Annotated in this window: 20 protein-coding genes; all 20 read left to right on the top strand. The window is 68.5% G+C overall.

Annotated elements, in window-relative coordinates:
• The first annotated feature begins 2 nt into the window (after positions 1–2).
• The 20 genes from HMPREF0063_RS15470 to HMPREF0063_RS00195 all read left to right on the top strand — a co-directional run bounded on the left by HMPREF0063_RS15470 (position 3) and on the right by HMPREF0063_RS00195 (position 14,520).
• A complete protein-coding gene (locus HMPREF0063_RS15470) occupies positions 3–692 on the top strand; it encodes a phage scaffolding protein (protein WP_007076628.1) in 690 nt (229 codons plus the stop codon).
• 53 nt (positions 693–745) lie between these two features.
• Positions 746–1,690, top strand: coding sequence for a major capsid protein (locus HMPREF0063_RS00285; protein ID WP_007076627.1), 945 nt, complete (start codon positions 746–748; stop codon positions 1,688–1,690).
• An 81-nt stretch (positions 1,691–1,771) separates the two neighbouring features.
• Positions 1,772–2,209, top strand: a complete 438-nt coding sequence (locus HMPREF0063_RS16875) for a hypothetical protein (protein ID WP_007076626.1) — start codon at positions 1,772–1,774, stop codon at positions 2,207–2,209.
• Positions 2,210–2,229: 20 nt separating this feature from the next.
• Positions 2,230–2,634: a hypothetical protein gene (locus HMPREF0063_RS00275; RefSeq protein ID WP_156793986.1), complete on the top strand. Its 405-nt coding sequence runs from the start codon at positions 2,230–2,232 to the stop codon at positions 2,632–2,634.
• The gene (locus HMPREF0063_RS00270) at positions 2,631–3,035 is read left to right on the top strand and encodes a DUF6093 family protein (RefSeq protein ID WP_007076624.1); all 405 of its coding nucleotides are present in this window, start codon (positions 2,631–2,633) and stop codon (positions 3,033–3,035) included. Before HMPREF0063_RS00275 ends, HMPREF0063_RS00270 begins: the two co-directional genes overlap by 4 nt.
• Entirely contained in the window at positions 3,032–3,397 is a 366-nt protein-coding gene (locus tag HMPREF0063_RS00265) for a hypothetical protein (RefSeq protein WP_007076623.1), read from the top strand. Before HMPREF0063_RS00270 ends, HMPREF0063_RS00265 begins: the two co-directional genes overlap by 4 nt.
• Positions 3,394–3,819 (top strand): hypothetical protein, encoded by a 426-nt coding sequence (locus HMPREF0063_RS00260; RefSeq protein WP_007076622.1) that lies wholly within the window; start codon positions 3,394–3,396, stop codon positions 3,817–3,819. The genes HMPREF0063_RS00265 and HMPREF0063_RS00260 overlap by 4 nt, the downstream gene beginning before the upstream one ends.
• A gap of 8 nt (positions 3,820–3,827) precedes the next feature.
• Positions 3,828–4,103 (top strand): hypothetical protein, encoded by a 276-nt coding sequence (locus tag HMPREF0063_RS16430; RefSeq protein WP_156793985.1) that lies wholly within the window; start codon positions 3,828–3,830, stop codon positions 4,101–4,103.
• 11 nt (positions 4,104–4,114) lie between these two features.
• Positions 4,115–4,654: a phage tail tube protein gene (locus tag HMPREF0063_RS00250; protein WP_007076620.1), complete on the top strand. Its 540-nt coding sequence runs from the start codon at positions 4,115–4,117 to the stop codon at positions 4,652–4,654.
• 98 nt (positions 4,655–4,752) lie between these two features.
• A complete protein-coding gene (locus HMPREF0063_RS00245) occupies positions 4,753–5,328 on the top strand; it encodes a hypothetical protein (protein ID WP_007076619.1) in 576 nt (191 codons plus the stop codon).
• A 500-nt stretch (positions 5,329–5,828) separates the two neighbouring features.
• Complete coding sequence (locus HMPREF0063_RS15465; RefSeq protein WP_007076617.1) at positions 5,829–8,420, top strand: phage tail tape measure protein; 2,592 nt, start codon at positions 5,829–5,831, stop codon at positions 8,418–8,420.
• A 135-nt stretch (positions 8,421–8,555) separates the two neighbouring features.
• Entirely contained in the window at positions 8,556–9,860 is a 1,305-nt protein-coding gene (locus tag HMPREF0063_RS00235) for a hypothetical protein (protein WP_156793984.1), read from the top strand.
• On the top strand, positions 9,857–11,455 hold the full coding sequence (locus tag HMPREF0063_RS00230) for a hypothetical protein (protein WP_007076615.1): 1,599 nt from the start codon (positions 9,857–9,859) through the stop codon (positions 11,453–11,455). The genes HMPREF0063_RS00235 and HMPREF0063_RS00230 overlap by 4 nt, the downstream gene beginning before the upstream one ends.
• A gap of 2 nt (positions 11,456–11,457) precedes the next feature.
• Positions 11,458–11,730: a hypothetical protein gene (locus HMPREF0063_RS00225; protein ID WP_007076614.1), complete on the top strand. Its 273-nt coding sequence runs from the start codon at positions 11,458–11,460 to the stop codon at positions 11,728–11,730.
• A 180-nt stretch (positions 11,731–11,910) separates the two neighbouring features.
• Positions 11,911–12,624 carry a hypothetical protein gene (locus tag HMPREF0063_RS00215; RefSeq protein ID WP_156793983.1) on the top strand — a complete coding sequence of 238 codons (714 nt, stop codon included), beginning with the start codon at positions 11,911–11,913 and terminating at the stop codon, positions 12,622–12,624.
• 48 nt (positions 12,625–12,672) lie between these two features.
• Entirely contained in the window at positions 12,673–13,539 is an 867-nt protein-coding gene (locus HMPREF0063_RS15460) for a peptidoglycan recognition protein family protein (RefSeq protein ID WP_007076611.1), read from the top strand.
• Positions 13,536–13,763 (top strand): holin, encoded by a 228-nt coding sequence (locus tag HMPREF0063_RS00205; RefSeq protein WP_007076610.1) that lies wholly within the window; start codon positions 13,536–13,538, stop codon positions 13,761–13,763. Before HMPREF0063_RS15460 ends, HMPREF0063_RS00205 begins: the two co-directional genes overlap by 4 nt.
• Complete coding sequence (locus HMPREF0063_RS17175) at positions 13,763–13,897, top strand: hypothetical protein (protein ID WP_007076609.1); 135 nt, start codon at positions 13,763–13,765, stop codon at positions 13,895–13,897. The genes HMPREF0063_RS00205 and HMPREF0063_RS17175 overlap by 1 nt, the downstream gene beginning before the upstream one ends.
• A complete protein-coding gene (locus tag HMPREF0063_RS00200) occupies positions 13,890–14,198 on the top strand; it encodes an LtfC-like domain-containing protein (protein ID WP_007076608.1) in 309 nt (102 codons plus the stop codon). The genes HMPREF0063_RS17175 and HMPREF0063_RS00200 overlap by 8 nt, the downstream gene beginning before the upstream one ends.
• Complete coding sequence (locus HMPREF0063_RS00195; protein WP_007076607.1) at positions 14,191–14,520, top strand: hypothetical protein; 330 nt, start codon at positions 14,191–14,193, stop codon at positions 14,518–14,520. Before HMPREF0063_RS00200 ends, HMPREF0063_RS00195 begins: the two co-directional genes overlap by 8 nt.
• Positions 14,521–14,523: the final 3 nt, after the last annotated feature.

Below are 14,523 nucleotides of genomic sequence, written 5' to 3'. Positions count from 1 at the left end.
CCATGAAGAAGCACCTGTCCCACCCGTTCACCGGCACCCCGTTCCGACCCGTCGGGTACCGCAACCCCCGCCCCGGGGAGGTTGGCTTGCAGCCGATCTACCCGATCGGTGGTGCGTCCGAGGACGGAGCCGGTGCTGGCGGTGATGGTGGCGACGGCGGCGACGCCGGGAAGAAGACCACCGACGACGGTGACCTCGGCGACGCCGGGAAGAAGGCCATCCAGGAGGAGCGGGAAGCGCGCAAGGCTGAGAAGCGGCGCGCTGACGCGGCCGAGCGTGAGCTGGAGAACCTCCGCAACAAGGACAAGACCGAGGCCGAGAAGGCGATCGACGACGCCAAGAAGGCGGGGCGAGCCGAGGCCGACCAGGTCAACAACGCACGTCTGGTCAACGCCGAACTGCGAGCTCTCGCAGCCGCGGCGAAGATGCGCGATCCGCGCGATGCGATCGCTCAACTGTCGGCTGACCTCACCGAGGTGAAGGTCGAAGACGGTGAGGTCGACTCCGGGCAGCTGCAGAAGCTGCTCGACGACCTCAAGACGAACAAGCCCTACCTGTTCGACGACGGCACCAGCTCCACCTCCCACCGCGACGCCGGCATCGGCGGAACCGGCGGAGGCAACGACAAGCCCGTCGTCGCGCCCGGTCGGGCACGCATCAAGTCGGCGATCGACGCATCCACCAAGAAGTAGTCCCGCACGTGCAGAACCGTTCTGCTGTGCGCACCTGACAAGGAGAACCAGAAATGGCAGTAACTCTCGCCCAGGCAGCCGTGCTCTCGCAGGACGATCTGCAGCGCGGCGTGCTCGAGACCTTCGTGCAGGAGTCCCCGGTCCTGGACCGGATCCCCCTGCTGGACATCGAGGGCAACGCCTACGCGTACAACGAGGAGGCGACGCTCCCGGGTGTCGCGTTCCGGTCCGTCAACGAGGCGTACACCGAGTCGACCGGCGTCGTGGTCCAGAAGACCGAGACCCTGTCGATCCTCGGCGGCGACGCCGACGTGGACCGGTTCATCGTCCGGACCCGCGGCAACCTCAACGACCAGCGTGCCGTGCAGCTCGGCATGAAGATCAAGGCCGCGTCGTACAAGTTCCAGGATCACTTCGTCAACGGTGACGTCGCCGTGGACCCGAAGGGATTCGACGGGCTGAAGAAGCGCCTCACCGGTGGTCAGGTCATCGACGCCGACACCAACGGCATGGGTGTGATCACCGCCGGTCACGACTTCTTCGACGTCCTCGACGCTGGCGTCGCTGCCGTCCCGGGGATCAACGGGGCGAACGGTGCGATCTACGCCAACAGCTCCATCCTCGGTCGGATCCGGTCGTCGGGACGTCGTCTCGGTGGCACCGACATCTTCAAGGAGGACCTGACCGGCAAGCGGGTCCTGGTCTACAACGGCATCCCGGTCCTGGACATCGGGAACACCGCCGCGGGTGCGGCGATCCTGCCGCAGACCGAGACCCAGGGGACCTCCGATCTCGCGTCGAGCATCTACATCGTGAAGTTCGGTGAGGACGAGGGCGACCAGGGTGTCACCGGCCTGACGAACGGTGGCGTCGACGTCGAGGACCTCGGGCAGCTGCAGGAGAAGCCGGCGTTCCGGCACCGCCTGGAGTTCTACTGCGGTCTCGCGACGTTCTCGGGCAAGGCCGCCGCGCGGATCCGCGGAGTCCTGAACTCCTGATCGACACAGGTTCGGGGGCAGCCCACGTGGGCTGCCCCCGAACCGCCGACCCCCACCGAACCACCTGACGAAGGAGACATCATGAGCGAGAAGCTCACCGGCAAGGACCTCGAGCAGGCGCTGAAGGACCGCGGCCTGCCCGACACTGGCACGGCCGACGAGAAGCGTGCAGCGGTCGCCGCGCACGACGAGGGCAGCACCGGGGCCCCCAGTACCGGCGACAACCCGGACACGACGACCCTGGACTCCCACCTGAACGGCCCGTCGACCACCGCACCCGGTGACGGTCCCGCCGACACCACCGACCCGGCCGAGGTCGCGTCCAGTGCCACCCCGGACAAGGCTGCAGCGGCCAAGGCCGGCCACGGGACGGTGAACGCGGTCGTGAAGACCGGAGAGGTTCCCAAGGCGCCCAAGGCGACCGGTCACCGGGTCGAGACGTACCAGGTGGAGCGCCCCGACGGGACCAAGGCGACCGTCGAGCACAACATCGACACCGGCTCCACGTCGGTCCTCTGACCGGAAGGCGGTGAGGGATCGTGAGCATCGCAACCACCGCTGACGTCGTAGCGATGTTCCGGTCCCTCACCGTCGAGGAGACCACCGTCGCTTCCCGGCTGCTGCGTGTTGCTGAGGCCGACCTCGCGTCGAAGGTCGTCGCGTTGCGGGAGCGGTTCACCGCGGCGCAGGCGGCCCTGGTCGAAGACCCGGCCGACGAGACGGCAGCAGACTTCGTCGAGCTCGCGACGGCCACGGTGTGTGCGCCGGTGATCCGCGTGCTGCGGAACCCTGACGGGATCCGGCAGCTTTCCATCGACGACGGCTCCTACACGCGCGACCAGGCCCTGTCGTCGGGGATCTTGCGGTTCGAACCGGACGAGGTCAACCGGTTGCAGCCGAGCGTGGCCCTCGGAGGCGCCTACGTGATCGGCCTGGGCGGGTGAACATCTTCCGTTCGGGTCTGCCGGTGCTGCGGCAGTCCGCCGGCGCTCGCATGGAGGACCAGTGCGTCGTGGAGTACAGCACCGGCCGGGCTGAGCAGGACCCCGACACTGGGCGTGAGGTGGAGGCGTGGGCTGTGCTGTTCGCGTCCCGGTGCCGCATCAAGGACCGGGGGTTCGCGGACTCTGACCGGACCATCGGGAACCAGCGGCAGACCGACGGGACCACCGAGATCCACCTGCCATGGGACTGCCCTGACGTGTCGGCCGATCAGCGGATCCGGATCACCGGAATCGGGCCGGGAACCGCGGACAGGCATCTCGGGAAGGTCTTCATCATCGGCACCGACCATGACCTGTCCGACGCGACCGCGACGCGACTGGTCGTGAAGGAGGCACCGTGACCGTCAGTGTGACGTCCAACGCCGCCCAGGTGTCGGTCGACCTCGGGAAGATCGGCATGCAGGCGACCCGCCGGTTGTCGTCCGTGATCGACCAGTCCGGCATCGACGTGCGCGACACGTGGCAGGAGAACGCCCGGGAGACGTCCGGCGCCCACGGCAGCTGGTACCCGTCGTCGATCCGTTCGCGGATGGTCGGCCCGTTGACGTCGCAGATCGGACCCCGTGAGGGCATGAAGCAGGCGGGCATGTCGTTCGAGCACGGGTCCAGGAACCAGACCGCTCACCTGAGCGGTCAGATGGCGTTGGACGAGTGGGCGCGGCGCATCGAACGGCGCATCGAGACTGCGGTCGTGGACTGGTGAGCATCGTCGCAGTCACCGCGGCCGTGTCGACGCTGCTCGACGCCCACCCTGACCTGCACGTCATCCAACGCGGTGCCGCACAGCCCACGTCCGGGGCGCCGGTGTTCCTGGGGCTCGCGACAGCAGGCGCCAACGAACCCGACATCTACGGCACGTTCACGCTCAGCACCCCCAGGGTCGACAACGACCGTGTGTCCGGTGACTCCGGTGCCGGCGTCTACACCCTCGCCACGATGGCCGTCGGTCGGACCCCGAACGAAGCCGCGTGGGTCGCTGACCGCATCGACGCCGCGCTGACCCGCCGGCGTCCTGTCGTTCCTGGTCGGCGGTGCAGTCCGATCCGCAAGAGCTCCGGGTCCGGCACCCGGTACGACGACCCCAAGTACATCGCCACGGACGTGTGGCGGTTCGCGATCACCTGAGGAGTCCCATGACCATCGAATACGTCCGAGTCCGTGACACGAACGGCGAGTTCACCACGTCGCGTGCGAACGCCGACGCCAGCGGGTTGAAGGTGCTGGACAAGCCCGCGGTGGACCAGATCGGCCGGCCGCTGCCCGCGAAACCCCACGTTCGCCCGAAGGCCCCTGCGAAGAAGACCGCGGCCTCCAAGCCGCGTACCCGACGTCGGTCCGAGTCCTCGGCCGCCGGCAAGAACAGCGCAGCCGCCCCGGCTACGCCTGACGGCCCCACGGCCACTCCTTAGGAGGAGAAGCAATGGCAGAACCCATCTTCCCGGCGGGCATCACGTCCCGAGGGAACGTCAAGCTCCAGTTCGTCACGACCATCGCGGACCTGGACGCGCCGAGCCTCGCGGAGATCACCGCGGTGTCGTCGCTCGACATCTCCTGCATGCTCGCGGACGCCGGCTGGAAGCCGTCGATCACGCAGAACAAGGGCGACGCGAAGCGCCGCATCTGCTCCAAGGCTGGCCGGAAGATCCTCGGCGAGACCATGTACGAGCTGTCGGACCTGCTGTACTCCAACAACCCGCAGGGTGCTGCCGCGTCGGACGGGGTGAAGGCCGCGGAGAAGCTCGTCCCGAACACGTCCGGGATCATCGTGGAGCGTCTCGCGCTCGACTCGATCGACACGGACTGGGCGGTCGGTCAGTTCGTGAACCTGTGGCCGGTGAACCTCGGTGAGCAGATGGACGAGTACGACCTGACCGACGAGTTCGGCGAGTTCTGGATCCGGCAGGCGCTCGTCGCCGCCGGCACCGGTGCGCCGACCCGCAAGGTCGCGCTCGTCGCCTGACAGACACCGGTTCCGTCGTCGTGGGCAGCGGCGACGGAACCGGTGACCTGACCCCTCCTGCCCAAAAAACTGCCCGCACTGCCCACCGTGGAGGAATCATGAGCAAGTCATTCGCTGACGTCATGGCGTCGGAGAAGAACGGACGCCGACGTACTACCGAGCAGGTGTGCTTCTCGCCTGATCTGGCTGAGGAGTACCAGGCGCTCGGGCTCGAGTACATGGAGGCGCGGCGCAGCGAGGAGGCCCGGGCCGCGAACCGCAACCCGGAGAAGCCGAAGCCGACGGGACGGATTGCTGGTGATCCGGCCTCGGTGAACCTGCTGAAGCAGATGGCCGCGCTGGTCGACGAGAACCCTGATTCCTTCCACGAGTTCGTGCTCCAGCAGTCGAAGCGGTCTGACTGGAACCTCCTGCTCAGCAAGCACGCTCCGCGCGACAGCAAGCCCCAGGACGCTGGCCGCTACAACATGGACACCTTCCCGCCGGCTGCTCTCCGTCTGGCTCTCGTCGACCCGGAGCCGGACGACGAGATGCTCGCCTTCTGCGACGAGATTCTCTCCAGTGGCGAGTGGAAGCGGCTGGCGTCGACAATCTGGCACCTGAACGAGGGTGTGCGCGCTGTCCCAAAAGCGGAACACCTCTCGCTGATTCTCGCGGGCAGCGCGAGCGCGTAGCTGTCGCCCTTGCCGCCGGGGTATCGCCGCGTCGGTTTGAGGGCTGGGAACCCGAAGAGGTCCACGAGCACTTCGACCAGGACGGCACGTTCACGGGCCGGACGATCGTCACCCGCGAGCCCGAGTGGGACGACGAGGCGCGCAGGAAGGTCTTGGCCTACGCAGCCTATGAGCACATGAAGTGTCAGCGTGGCCACCATCCGTCCACCGGGATGGACGCCACGAAGGTCCGCATGGTCGAGAACGCCCGCGTGGCGTGTCTTGACTGCGAGGCCGAAGACGCTCGCCGCGCGCAGTGGATGAAGTCGCACCGGCACAAGGACGACGGCACGTGCGACTGCCGTCACCAAGTCTTCTGGGTCGACCGACACGAGCCCATTCCTGACGATCTCCTGCCGGGACCGTTCACGACCCGCGGAGATCCACCAGCGGCACCTCCGCGGTGAGCAGCACGTAGACAACAGCCACTCGCATCGCAAAACCACACGTCCGGAGGACTCATGCGCGAACTGTGGATCAAGATCGGGGCTCGTACCGAAGGCCTTCAGTCGGGCCTCGCGAAGGCGCAGGTCTCGGTCTCGCAGTTCGACAAGGCGCTGCAGCAGTCTGCCGAACGCCGGCAAGCGATCAACGAACTGGGCACTGCGTTCGGGGTGATGGGTCTCGCTGCAGCCGGCGCCGTAGGGCTGTCCGTCAAGGCCGCGGTCGACTGGGAGTCTGCGTGGGCTGGGGTGCAGAAGACCGTCAACGGCACCACCGAGGAACTGGCGGCGCTCGAGGACGAACTGCGGGAGATGGCTAGAACGATGCCGTCGACCCACGCGGAGATCGCCGCGGTTGCTGAGGCCGCTGGACAGTTGGGTGTGGCCACAGCTGATGTTGCTGATTTCAGCCGAATCATGCTTCAGCTCGGCGAGACGACCAACCTCAGCGCCGACGAAGCAGCGACGTCGATCGCTCAGCTGATGAACGTCATGCAGACCGCCCCTGAGGACGTGGACAACCTCGGTGCTGCACTCGTGTCGCTCGGCAACAACGGCGCCTCTACTGAGCGGGACATCATCCAGATGGCCCAGAACCTCGCCGGTGCCGGCCAGACCGTCGGCCTGGCCGAGTCCGAAGTCCTGGCACTGGCGAACGCGCTCGCGTCCGTGGGCATCGAGGCTGAGGCCGGCGGCTCATCGGTCTCACGGATCCTCATGGACATGGCGAAGGCCGTGAAGACCGGCTCCGACGACCTGCAGATCTGGGCCGACGTCGCCGGTCAATCCATTGGCGACTTCTCGCGCGCCTTCGAGGAGTCCCCTGCGCGTGCGTTCGATGCGTTCACCCAGGGCCTCGGACGAATCAATGACGCAGGCGGCGACGTCTTCACGCTGCTGGACAACTTGGGACAGTCCGACATCCGCGTCACGCGCGCGCTGCTCGGCATGGCGTCCTCGGGCGATCTGCTGACCAAGTCTCTGGATCTCGGCGCCGAAGCGTGGGCCGAGAACACCGCACTGTCGGAGGAGTACGAGAAGCGCACCGGCACAGCGGCTGCTCAGGTGCAGATCGCGTGGAACGGGATCAAGGACAACCTGATCGACGTTGGTGCGGCGGCGTTGCCGATGGTCAAGGATCTCAGCGAGGCGGTCGCGGACCTCACGGGCTGGTTCTCGGACCTCCCTGACGGAGTCCAGCAGTCGACGCTGAAGTTCCTCGCGCTGACTGCCGCTCTCGGCGGCAGCGGGTTCGCCGTGTCACGAGCCATCACTGGATTCACGAGCCTGGCAAACACCCTGAGCGCGCTCACCACCAACGGCGACGCGCTGACCAGAGGTGCGCTGTTCGCTCGCGGTGGTGCCATGTTCGCTGGGCTCGGTCTCGCCGCCACCGCGTCCGAACTCGGCGAGGTGAACGAGGGACTCGGAGTGCTCGGAACAGTTGCATCCGGTGCGCTCCTGGGGTTCGCTGTCGGCGGTCCGATCGGAGGAGCGCTGGGAGCCGGCGCCGGCACGATCGCTGCGATGGCTGCCTCGACCCGTGACGCGTCGGAGGCATTCGACACCGGCCGCCCATCGGTCGACGAGTACGCGGCATCTCTGGACGGGATCACCGCGTCGGCGACGGAGGCGACTCGGGCGCTGGTGTTCGACGGGCTCGCGCAGACCAATGCACTGCAGGCGGCCGAGAAGCTCGGCATCGCGTCGCGTGACTTGGTCGGGTACGTCCTCGGAGAGGCCGACGCCCGAGATCGGGTGAACGCGGCCTTGCAGCGTGAACAGGAGCTGTTCGCCAGCGGTGCCGGCGCCACCAGGATCGAACTGGCCAACGGATCCCGTGTCACCGCCCTCAACGAACTGTCGACTGCCCTCGGCATCGTCGGCGACGAGTTCACCGAGGCGGAGAAGAAGGCGCTCGTCGCGTCGGCCGCGATCGCAACGTGGGATGAGGCACTCTCTGGCCTCCCAGAAGAGGTCAAGGTCGAACTGGCCAACCTGAACTATGACCCGACTCAGGCGCAGATCGACCAGCTGATCGCGACGTACAACCTGACACCCGAGCAGGTCGACACCCTCCTGCGCGCATTCGATCAAGTGTCACCGGCCGCCGCGACTGCCCGCGACGCGCTCAACTCGATCGACGGGCGCGTCGTAACCACACGAATCGTCTCGGTGTACGAGTCGCGGTACGCCCAGACCGGAAACCGTTCTTCACGATCGGTCGCTGAAATGCTCGCCATCCCGGAGCGCAACGGTGCCGTCTTGGACTTCTACCGCGACGGTGGGATGCGGGAGAACCATGTGGCGCAGATGGCTCCTGCTGGCGCGTGGCGGGTCTGGGCCGAGCCGGAGACCGAGGGCGAGTCGTACATCCCGCATGCCCGGTCGAAGCGTCAGCGGTCGTTGGAGATCTGGGCCGAGACCGGCAAGCGCCTCGGTGTGAACTCCTACGCGCAGGGCGCGGTGTCGCCCAGCGGCGGGACGGCTGATCCGTTCCCTCGTGACCTTGCTCGTGCGATCGGTTCTGAGGTTGCGCGGGCTCTTTCGAACGCGTCGTGGCGTGCTGACCAGCGCGGTGACATGCGCGTGATCCTCCAGGGAGGCTGAACGGTGTCTGACTGCATTCTGCGGTTCGTCGACAGGATCGACCCGAGCCCGACCGTCCTGTTCGACTTCGCCGGTGAGTGGGGTCCGCGGGTAGGGACGTCGTTCTCTCCTCCGAGGTTGCGGCGTCAGTCTCAGGTGTCGTCGTTCGCTGACGGGTCGTGGGAGGCGTCGTCGACGTATGAGGACCGGCAGATCGTGATCGAGCTGGGGAAGTACGACGGGTCCCCGATGGAGCACGCGACGGACCTGCAGACCCTGTTGCGGATCCTGGACCGGGATGAGTCGTGGCTGATGTGGCAGCCGACGGCGACGGACGATCCGGTGTTCTTCCGCACGAAGCGGGCGGACACGTCGGTGGTCGACATGATGCTGACGGCGGCCCCACAGCGTGAGGTGTCGCTGGCGATCCCGGCGCACCCGTTCGCGTTCGGTCTGAACGTGTCCGGGGTCGTGGAGATCCTGAACAACGCCTTGGGTGACTCGGTCGACAACCCGATGGGCGCGGAGGTGCCGTGGGCGAAGGGCGACGTGGAGTCGCCGCTGTGGTTGGCGTTCCAGACCCCGGCGAAGTACCCGCCGGCGGTGGCGTTCAACGAGGCGAAGTACCGGTCAGTGGTGTCGTCGTGGCACATCCCGAACGGCATCGGGGTGCCGGACCCGATCACCGCGGCCCCCACCGGGACTGGTGTCGGCGGCGGCACCACCGCGACGTTCACGGCGGATGCGACCATGACGACCGGCAACCGGTACCGGGTCACGACGTCGTCCATCAACGCCAGCCGCATCCTTCCGATCACTGTGACCCCGGTGGCCGGCGCACGCGACTACCGGGTGTTCCTGCGCGCGAAGCTCAGCGGTGGCCGGGTCTCAGCGAAGGTCGGCAACGCGTTCGCGCGGCTCCTCCGGGGGACGGCTGTGGGTCCGGAGTGGTTCGACCTGGGCGTCACCCGCCTGCCGACCGCATCGGTGGAGGACAGCGACCCGTTCAACCTGAGCCCCCCGGTCGACACCCAGGACATGTCACTGCTGATCCAGTTCCTGGACACCACCGGCGCCACGATCGACATCGACCTGCTGATGTTCATCCCCGTCGGCCCCGACTGCCGGTACGCCACCCAGTCGACCTACCCGACCGACCCGGGCAACTACTCCGACCCGACCATGGCGATCCTCGACGGCATCAACGACCGCCGCTACGCTTCCTGGTCCGCAGCCGTTGGTGACCAGAACCGGTACATGGGCGGCCTCGAGGGCGACCTACCGACCGTTCGCCCCGGTGGGCCGACGAAGCTGTCGTTCCTGCCGGTCGTGGCGTTCGAGAACAACGGCACCGGCAATGAGTCCGGGCAGAACGCGGAGATCCCCGACCCGCTCAACACCACCACGGTGGTGTCCTGGTCCTACTTCCCCCGGTACCTGTACCTGCGCGGTGTCGAGTGAGAGTCCCGCTGACGGTGCGGCTGTCGCAGTCGACCGGGGAGCGGATGATCACCCGACAGGTGTCCGACCTGCGGTTCAGCGCCAAGGCCGTCGGCGGGTACGCCACCTGCACCGTCCGCCTCGCCCGTCCGATCCGTGAGAGCGAGGTCGAACCGTTCTCGCAGCTGACGGTGTTCGACGGCTCCACCGGCAACGTGGTGTGGGACGGACGGCTGCTGGAGCCGGGACGCACCGCGGACCGTGCCGGCCAGGTCGCCGAGCTCGCGGCGATCGGTGAGGGCATCGCGTCGATGACCGACACGAACCGCCCCTACATGCTGGTCGACTCCAGCCTCTCCTCGTGGGACGAGCAGCAGTCGTCCCGCAAGGAGCAGTCCGTCGCCATCGGGTCCAGCCCGAACAACTCCGAGCCCGGGTACACGTTCACCGCCCGCGGGACCGTCGCCATCGGTGACGTCACGTTCGCCTGGTACCGGAACCTGTTCAACTGCGGGCAGCTGCTCGGCGCGATCGGCTTCACCCACATCTCCGGCGAGACCGGTTCCAGGTTCATCGACCTCCGGTCCGGCGTCACCCCCCTGGCCGCATCGACACTCCACGCCTCCTACCCGTGGCTGGGGTCGCTGTCGACGGTGTTCGTGGCGTTCGCGCAGGCCGACTGGCCCAACACCACCGTCCCGAAGCTCGCATGGCGGTACAACGCCGCCGGGCCCGTCGGAGACACCTCCTGGTCAACCTTGCGCGCGGCGATCGTGTACGCCCGCCTGCTCGGCCAGGACCGGGAACCGCTCAACACGAGCGTGTACTCGGCATCGTTCCTCACCGCCGACCGGGCCTTCGTCGACGTCGTCGCCCGGTTCTGCCCGCGCCTGGACATCGAGAACGCCGACATCGACCCGGCCTCGTTCGAGTTCACCCAGCTCGCCTGGCTGTCCGGCATCACCCCCCGAGGGGTCATGGACGACGTGCTCGAGGCGGAGTCAGGGTTCACGTGGGCGGTGTGGGAGCGGCAGCCGAACGGCCGCTGGCGCACCGAGTTCAAGGCCCTGCCCACCGAGGTCCGGTACGAGGCGTCGGTGGTCGACGGGTTCGACTCCCCCTCCCCGGGCTCGGAGATCTACACCACCGTGGTCGTCAGGTGGCGTGACGCCGCCGGCGACGAACAGACCACCACGGTGACGCAGGAGTCCGACGTGCTCGCCGCGGCCGGCATCGAGCGGACCGCCACGATCGACGCCGGCACTGAAGTCGGCACGAGCGCCCAGGCCACACAGTTCGGGGAGGCGTTCCTCGCCGACCACCTGGTCCCGCCGAACGCCGGCCGCCTGACCGTCGCCCGCCCGATCTGGGACCACGTCGAGGGCCGGCCGGCGATGCCGTGGGAGATCCGCCCCCGCGAGCTCGTGCGGATCCGCGGCGTGCAGTCCACCCCCGATTCCCTGAACGCGACCAGCCCTGACGGGGTCACGGTCGCGCGGATCGTGGACACGTCGTTCGACAGCGGCAGCGCGGCGGCCGTCCTGGAGCTCGACGCACCGTTCCTCAACCAGGACCGGTTGCTCGTCCAGCTCACCAACGCAAGGACACGGAGGTAGTCGTGCGCCTGGTCCTGTTCGTCCACGCGATCGTCGCTGTGCTGCTCTGGGCGCCGTTCGCCGCCACGCTCTGGCAGATGCGCCCCTGGTACATCCGCGGCGTGTTCGTCGGCCTCGGCGGCGTCCTGCTGTACGTCCTCGCCGGGCAGGCCAAGGCCTACGACTACGCGGTGCCGTTCGATCTCGTGTCGTGGGGCGGTCTGACCGCCATGGCGGTCCTGAACGGGTTCATGGCCATCACGATCGTCCGGGAGTCCGAGCACAGGGGGAAGTAGCCGTGGAACCGTCCGTGCAGGTCGCGCTCATCGCGTCACTCGGCTCCGTACTCGTCGCACTGATCACCACCTGGCGTCCCGCCGTCCGGCAGCTCGCTGAACGGGACGCCACCATCCGCGACCGTGACCACACGATCGCCAGACTCCGCAAGCAGGTTGAGACCCTCGGGGGGACCCCAGATGCGTAGACCCAGGATGCGTGGCGGTTGGGCGGGCATCGCCATCGCCGTGCTCGTGATCGTCGCGACAGCCGGCTGGTGGAACGCCTACACCGGCCAACGCCAGGAGGCGCAGCAGAACGCTGCAGCCGCCGTCACGAACGCCGACGCCGCCCAGCGCGGGACCGAGCTGGCCGAGCAGGTCATCCGTGCGTGCGCGGTCGAGGACGAGTTCGGGGAGACCGTCCGCGAGGCCGGCCTGTGCAACGACGCCGAGGACACTCGCGATGCGATCGAGGATGAGGTCACCGAGCCGCCGCGGGAGGGCCGACCGGGGCGCGACGGCGTGGACGGTCGGAGCGCCACGCAGGCGCAGGTCACGGTGTCGGTGGCGCGACTGCTGCCCGCGGTGCTCGCCCCGGCCCTGCAGGACCTCCTGCCTGCCGAGGTGGCCGCGTTCTGCGCGAACGACGCGTGCCGAGGGCAGCGCGGTCTCGACGGCACTACGCCGTCGAACGAGCGACTGCTGGCACTGATCCGCCCCCTGATCCCCGAGCCGATCCCCGGCGCCCCTGGCGCTACCGGAGATCCGGGACCGGCCGGTCGGGGGATCGCTTCGCTGCAGTGCCAGGACGACGGCCGGTGGCTCGTGACCTACACCGACGGTGCCGCCCAGGACGCGGGCCCGTGCCGGGTCGCGCTCCTCGAGCCGCCGGCCGAGACCCCCGAGCCCTGATCGCTTCATCTCGACCGAATCAAGCCCACAACTTCATCGGAGACCGCCATGCTGACTGACCTCGCCGACGCCTGCAGGAAGTCCGGCCTCCGAGTCGTGGAGGTCCCGGGCTGGAAGCACGAGGGCCGCCCTGGCACGTTCTCGCCCCGCGGCGTCGCAGCGCACCACACTGCCGACACCTTGTCGGATCACTACTCGGGGGCGGAGCTGACCCGCCGCGAGGAGGACTACGCCCGCATCGGACTGTCCACCGGTCACCGCGAACTCCCCGGTCCGCTGTGCCAGATCGGGCTCGGTCGCGACGGCACCGTCTACGTCATCGCCGCGGGGCGCGCCAACCACGCCGGCAAGGTCCGCTCCTGGGGTGGGTGGGTGTCGGCCGGCGACGGCAACACGCAGGCGATCGGCATCGAGGCCATGAACTCCGCCTACGAGGGCTGGTCCGACACCCAATCCCGCGCGTATCACCGGCTCTGCGCCGCGCTGTGCGACCACTACGGGTGGCCCCGCTCCCGGGTGGCCGCGCACGGGGAGATCAGCACCTCCGGGAAGTGGGACCCCGGCGTGAACGGCCGCCTGATCGACATGAACGCCTTCCGCGCCGCCGTGGCCGGAGTGACCCAAGGAGACGACGACATGCAGAACACCGAAGAGCAGTACGAGATCTTCAGGCACTTCCTGGCCCGGGCGCTGCGGTACGACATCAGGCCGCTGGGCGCCGGCGCGGACTGGAAGCTCGGCCCGACTCTGTGGGAGCGCCTGGCGCAGATCGAGGGGAACCTGGGCGACCAGATCACCGCCATCGAAGGCGCCGACGTCGACGAGATCGCCCAGCAGGTCGTGGAGTCGCTCGACGACGACCTCGCGGAGAAGGTCCTGGCGCTCTTGGCGGACCGGATCGGAGGCAAGTCGTGAGCACGATCTTCTCCCGGGCCTTCGCCCGCGACGCCGCGGAGCGGGCCCTCGCCACGTTCGCCGAGGTCCTCCCCGCGTCGTGGGTCGCCGGGCAGACCGGCTGGCTGGACGTCGACTGGACGGGGTCCCTGTCGATCGCCGGCCTCGCGGCCCTCGCGTCCATCTGCAAGTCGGTCGTGGCCACGAGGGTCGGCGACGACACTGCACGTCTCGGCAGCGCCTGATGTTCACCACGACCCCGAACCTCGTCCTCCTGACGCTGTTCTGCGGGGGCGTCGTCGGCGCTGCCCTGGCGGGCGCGGTCCTAGCGGCCGGCTGCGAGCTGATCGACCGCAAGAAGGAGAAGCGCCGTGCCTGAGGTCCAGTTCGGTGCCGACCCGCTGCCGTTGAAGGTGATCCTCACCTCCGGGGCGGACTTCCGTCAGGTCGTCCAGGCTGACGACGGCGAGCCGTGGCCTGAGAGCCTGTCGGCCGAGCTGCGGTTCTCCTCGGGTCAGACGTGGGCGGCGACGGTCGACGGCACCGACCTGGTCTGGGCGGTCGACAAGGCGCAGGTCGCGGTCGTCATCGCTGCCGAGCCCTCCCGTGTGGACCTGTTCGCCGTGGACGGCACCAGCGACGAGTGCTGGGCCCGCGGGGTCGTGGTGATCTGTGCCTGACGTCGTCCTGGGCGGACCGCGCACCGTCACCGTGCCGCGCCCGGGCGGCATCGTCGTCATCCCGTCGCCCGCGGCCGGCCGGGTCGTCGCGCTGCCCGTCCGTGGCCCCGTCGGGCCGGCCGGGACCTCGGGGGACTCCGCGGTCATCCACGACCAGCCGGTCGCAGCCGGCACCTGGACCATCGGCCACGACCTCGGCCGCCTGCCGGTCGTCGCGGTCTACATCGACGACGTGCAGGTCGAGGCCGACGTCGAAGTCACCACCACGACTGTGTCCATCCGGTTCACCAACCCCACCAGCGGCACCGCCGTCCTGTCCTAGGAG

The sequence above is a fragment of the Aeromicrobium marinum DSM 15272 genome (genome assembly GCF_000160775.2).
Taxonomy (GTDB): domain Bacteria; phylum Actinomycetota; class Actinomycetes; order Propionibacteriales; family Nocardioidaceae; genus Aeromicrobium; species Aeromicrobium marinum.
Note: the sequence above shows the minus strand (reverse complement) of the source record. Positions and strands in the feature narration are given on the sequence as shown.

Excerpts from the sequence above, each read along its gene's own strand:
- HMPREF0063_RS15465 (WP_007076617.1), top strand. The coding sequence starts at position 5,829 with ATGCGCGAACTGTGGATCAAGATCGGGGCTCGTACCGAAGGCCTTCAG.
- HMPREF0063_RS16875 (WP_007076626.1), top strand. The coding sequence starts at position 1,772 with ATGAGCGAGAAGCTCACCGGCAAGGACCTCGAGCAGGCGCTGAAGGAC.
- HMPREF0063_RS00245 (WP_007076619.1), top strand. The coding sequence starts at position 4,753 with ATGAGCAAGTCATTCGCTGACGTCATGGCGTCGGAGAAGAACGGACGC.
- HMPREF0063_RS00215 (WP_156793983.1), top strand. The coding sequence starts at position 11,911 with ATGCGTAGACCCAGGATGCGTGGCGGTTGGGCGGGCATCGCCATCGCC.
- HMPREF0063_RS15470 (WP_007076628.1), top strand. The coding sequence starts at position 3 with ATGAAGAAGCACCTGTCCCACCCGTTCACCGGCACCCCGTTCCGACCC.
- HMPREF0063_RS00250 (WP_007076620.1), top strand. The coding sequence starts at position 4,115 with ATGGCAGAACCCATCTTCCCGGCGGGCATCACGTCCCGAGGGAACGTC.
- HMPREF0063_RS17175 (WP_007076609.1), top strand. The coding sequence starts at position 13,763 with ATGTTCACCACGACCCCGAACCTCGTCCTCCTGACGCTGTTCTGCGGG.
- HMPREF0063_RS00285 (WP_007076627.1), top strand. The coding sequence starts at position 746 with ATGGCAGTAACTCTCGCCCAGGCAGCCGTGCTCTCGCAGGACGATCTG.
- HMPREF0063_RS15460 (WP_007076611.1), top strand. The coding sequence starts at position 12,673 with ATGCTGACTGACCTCGCCGACGCCTGCAGGAAGTCCGGCCTCCGAGTC.
- HMPREF0063_RS16430 (WP_156793985.1), top strand. The coding sequence starts at position 3,828 with ATGACCATCGAATACGTCCGAGTCCGTGACACGAACGGCGAGTTCACC.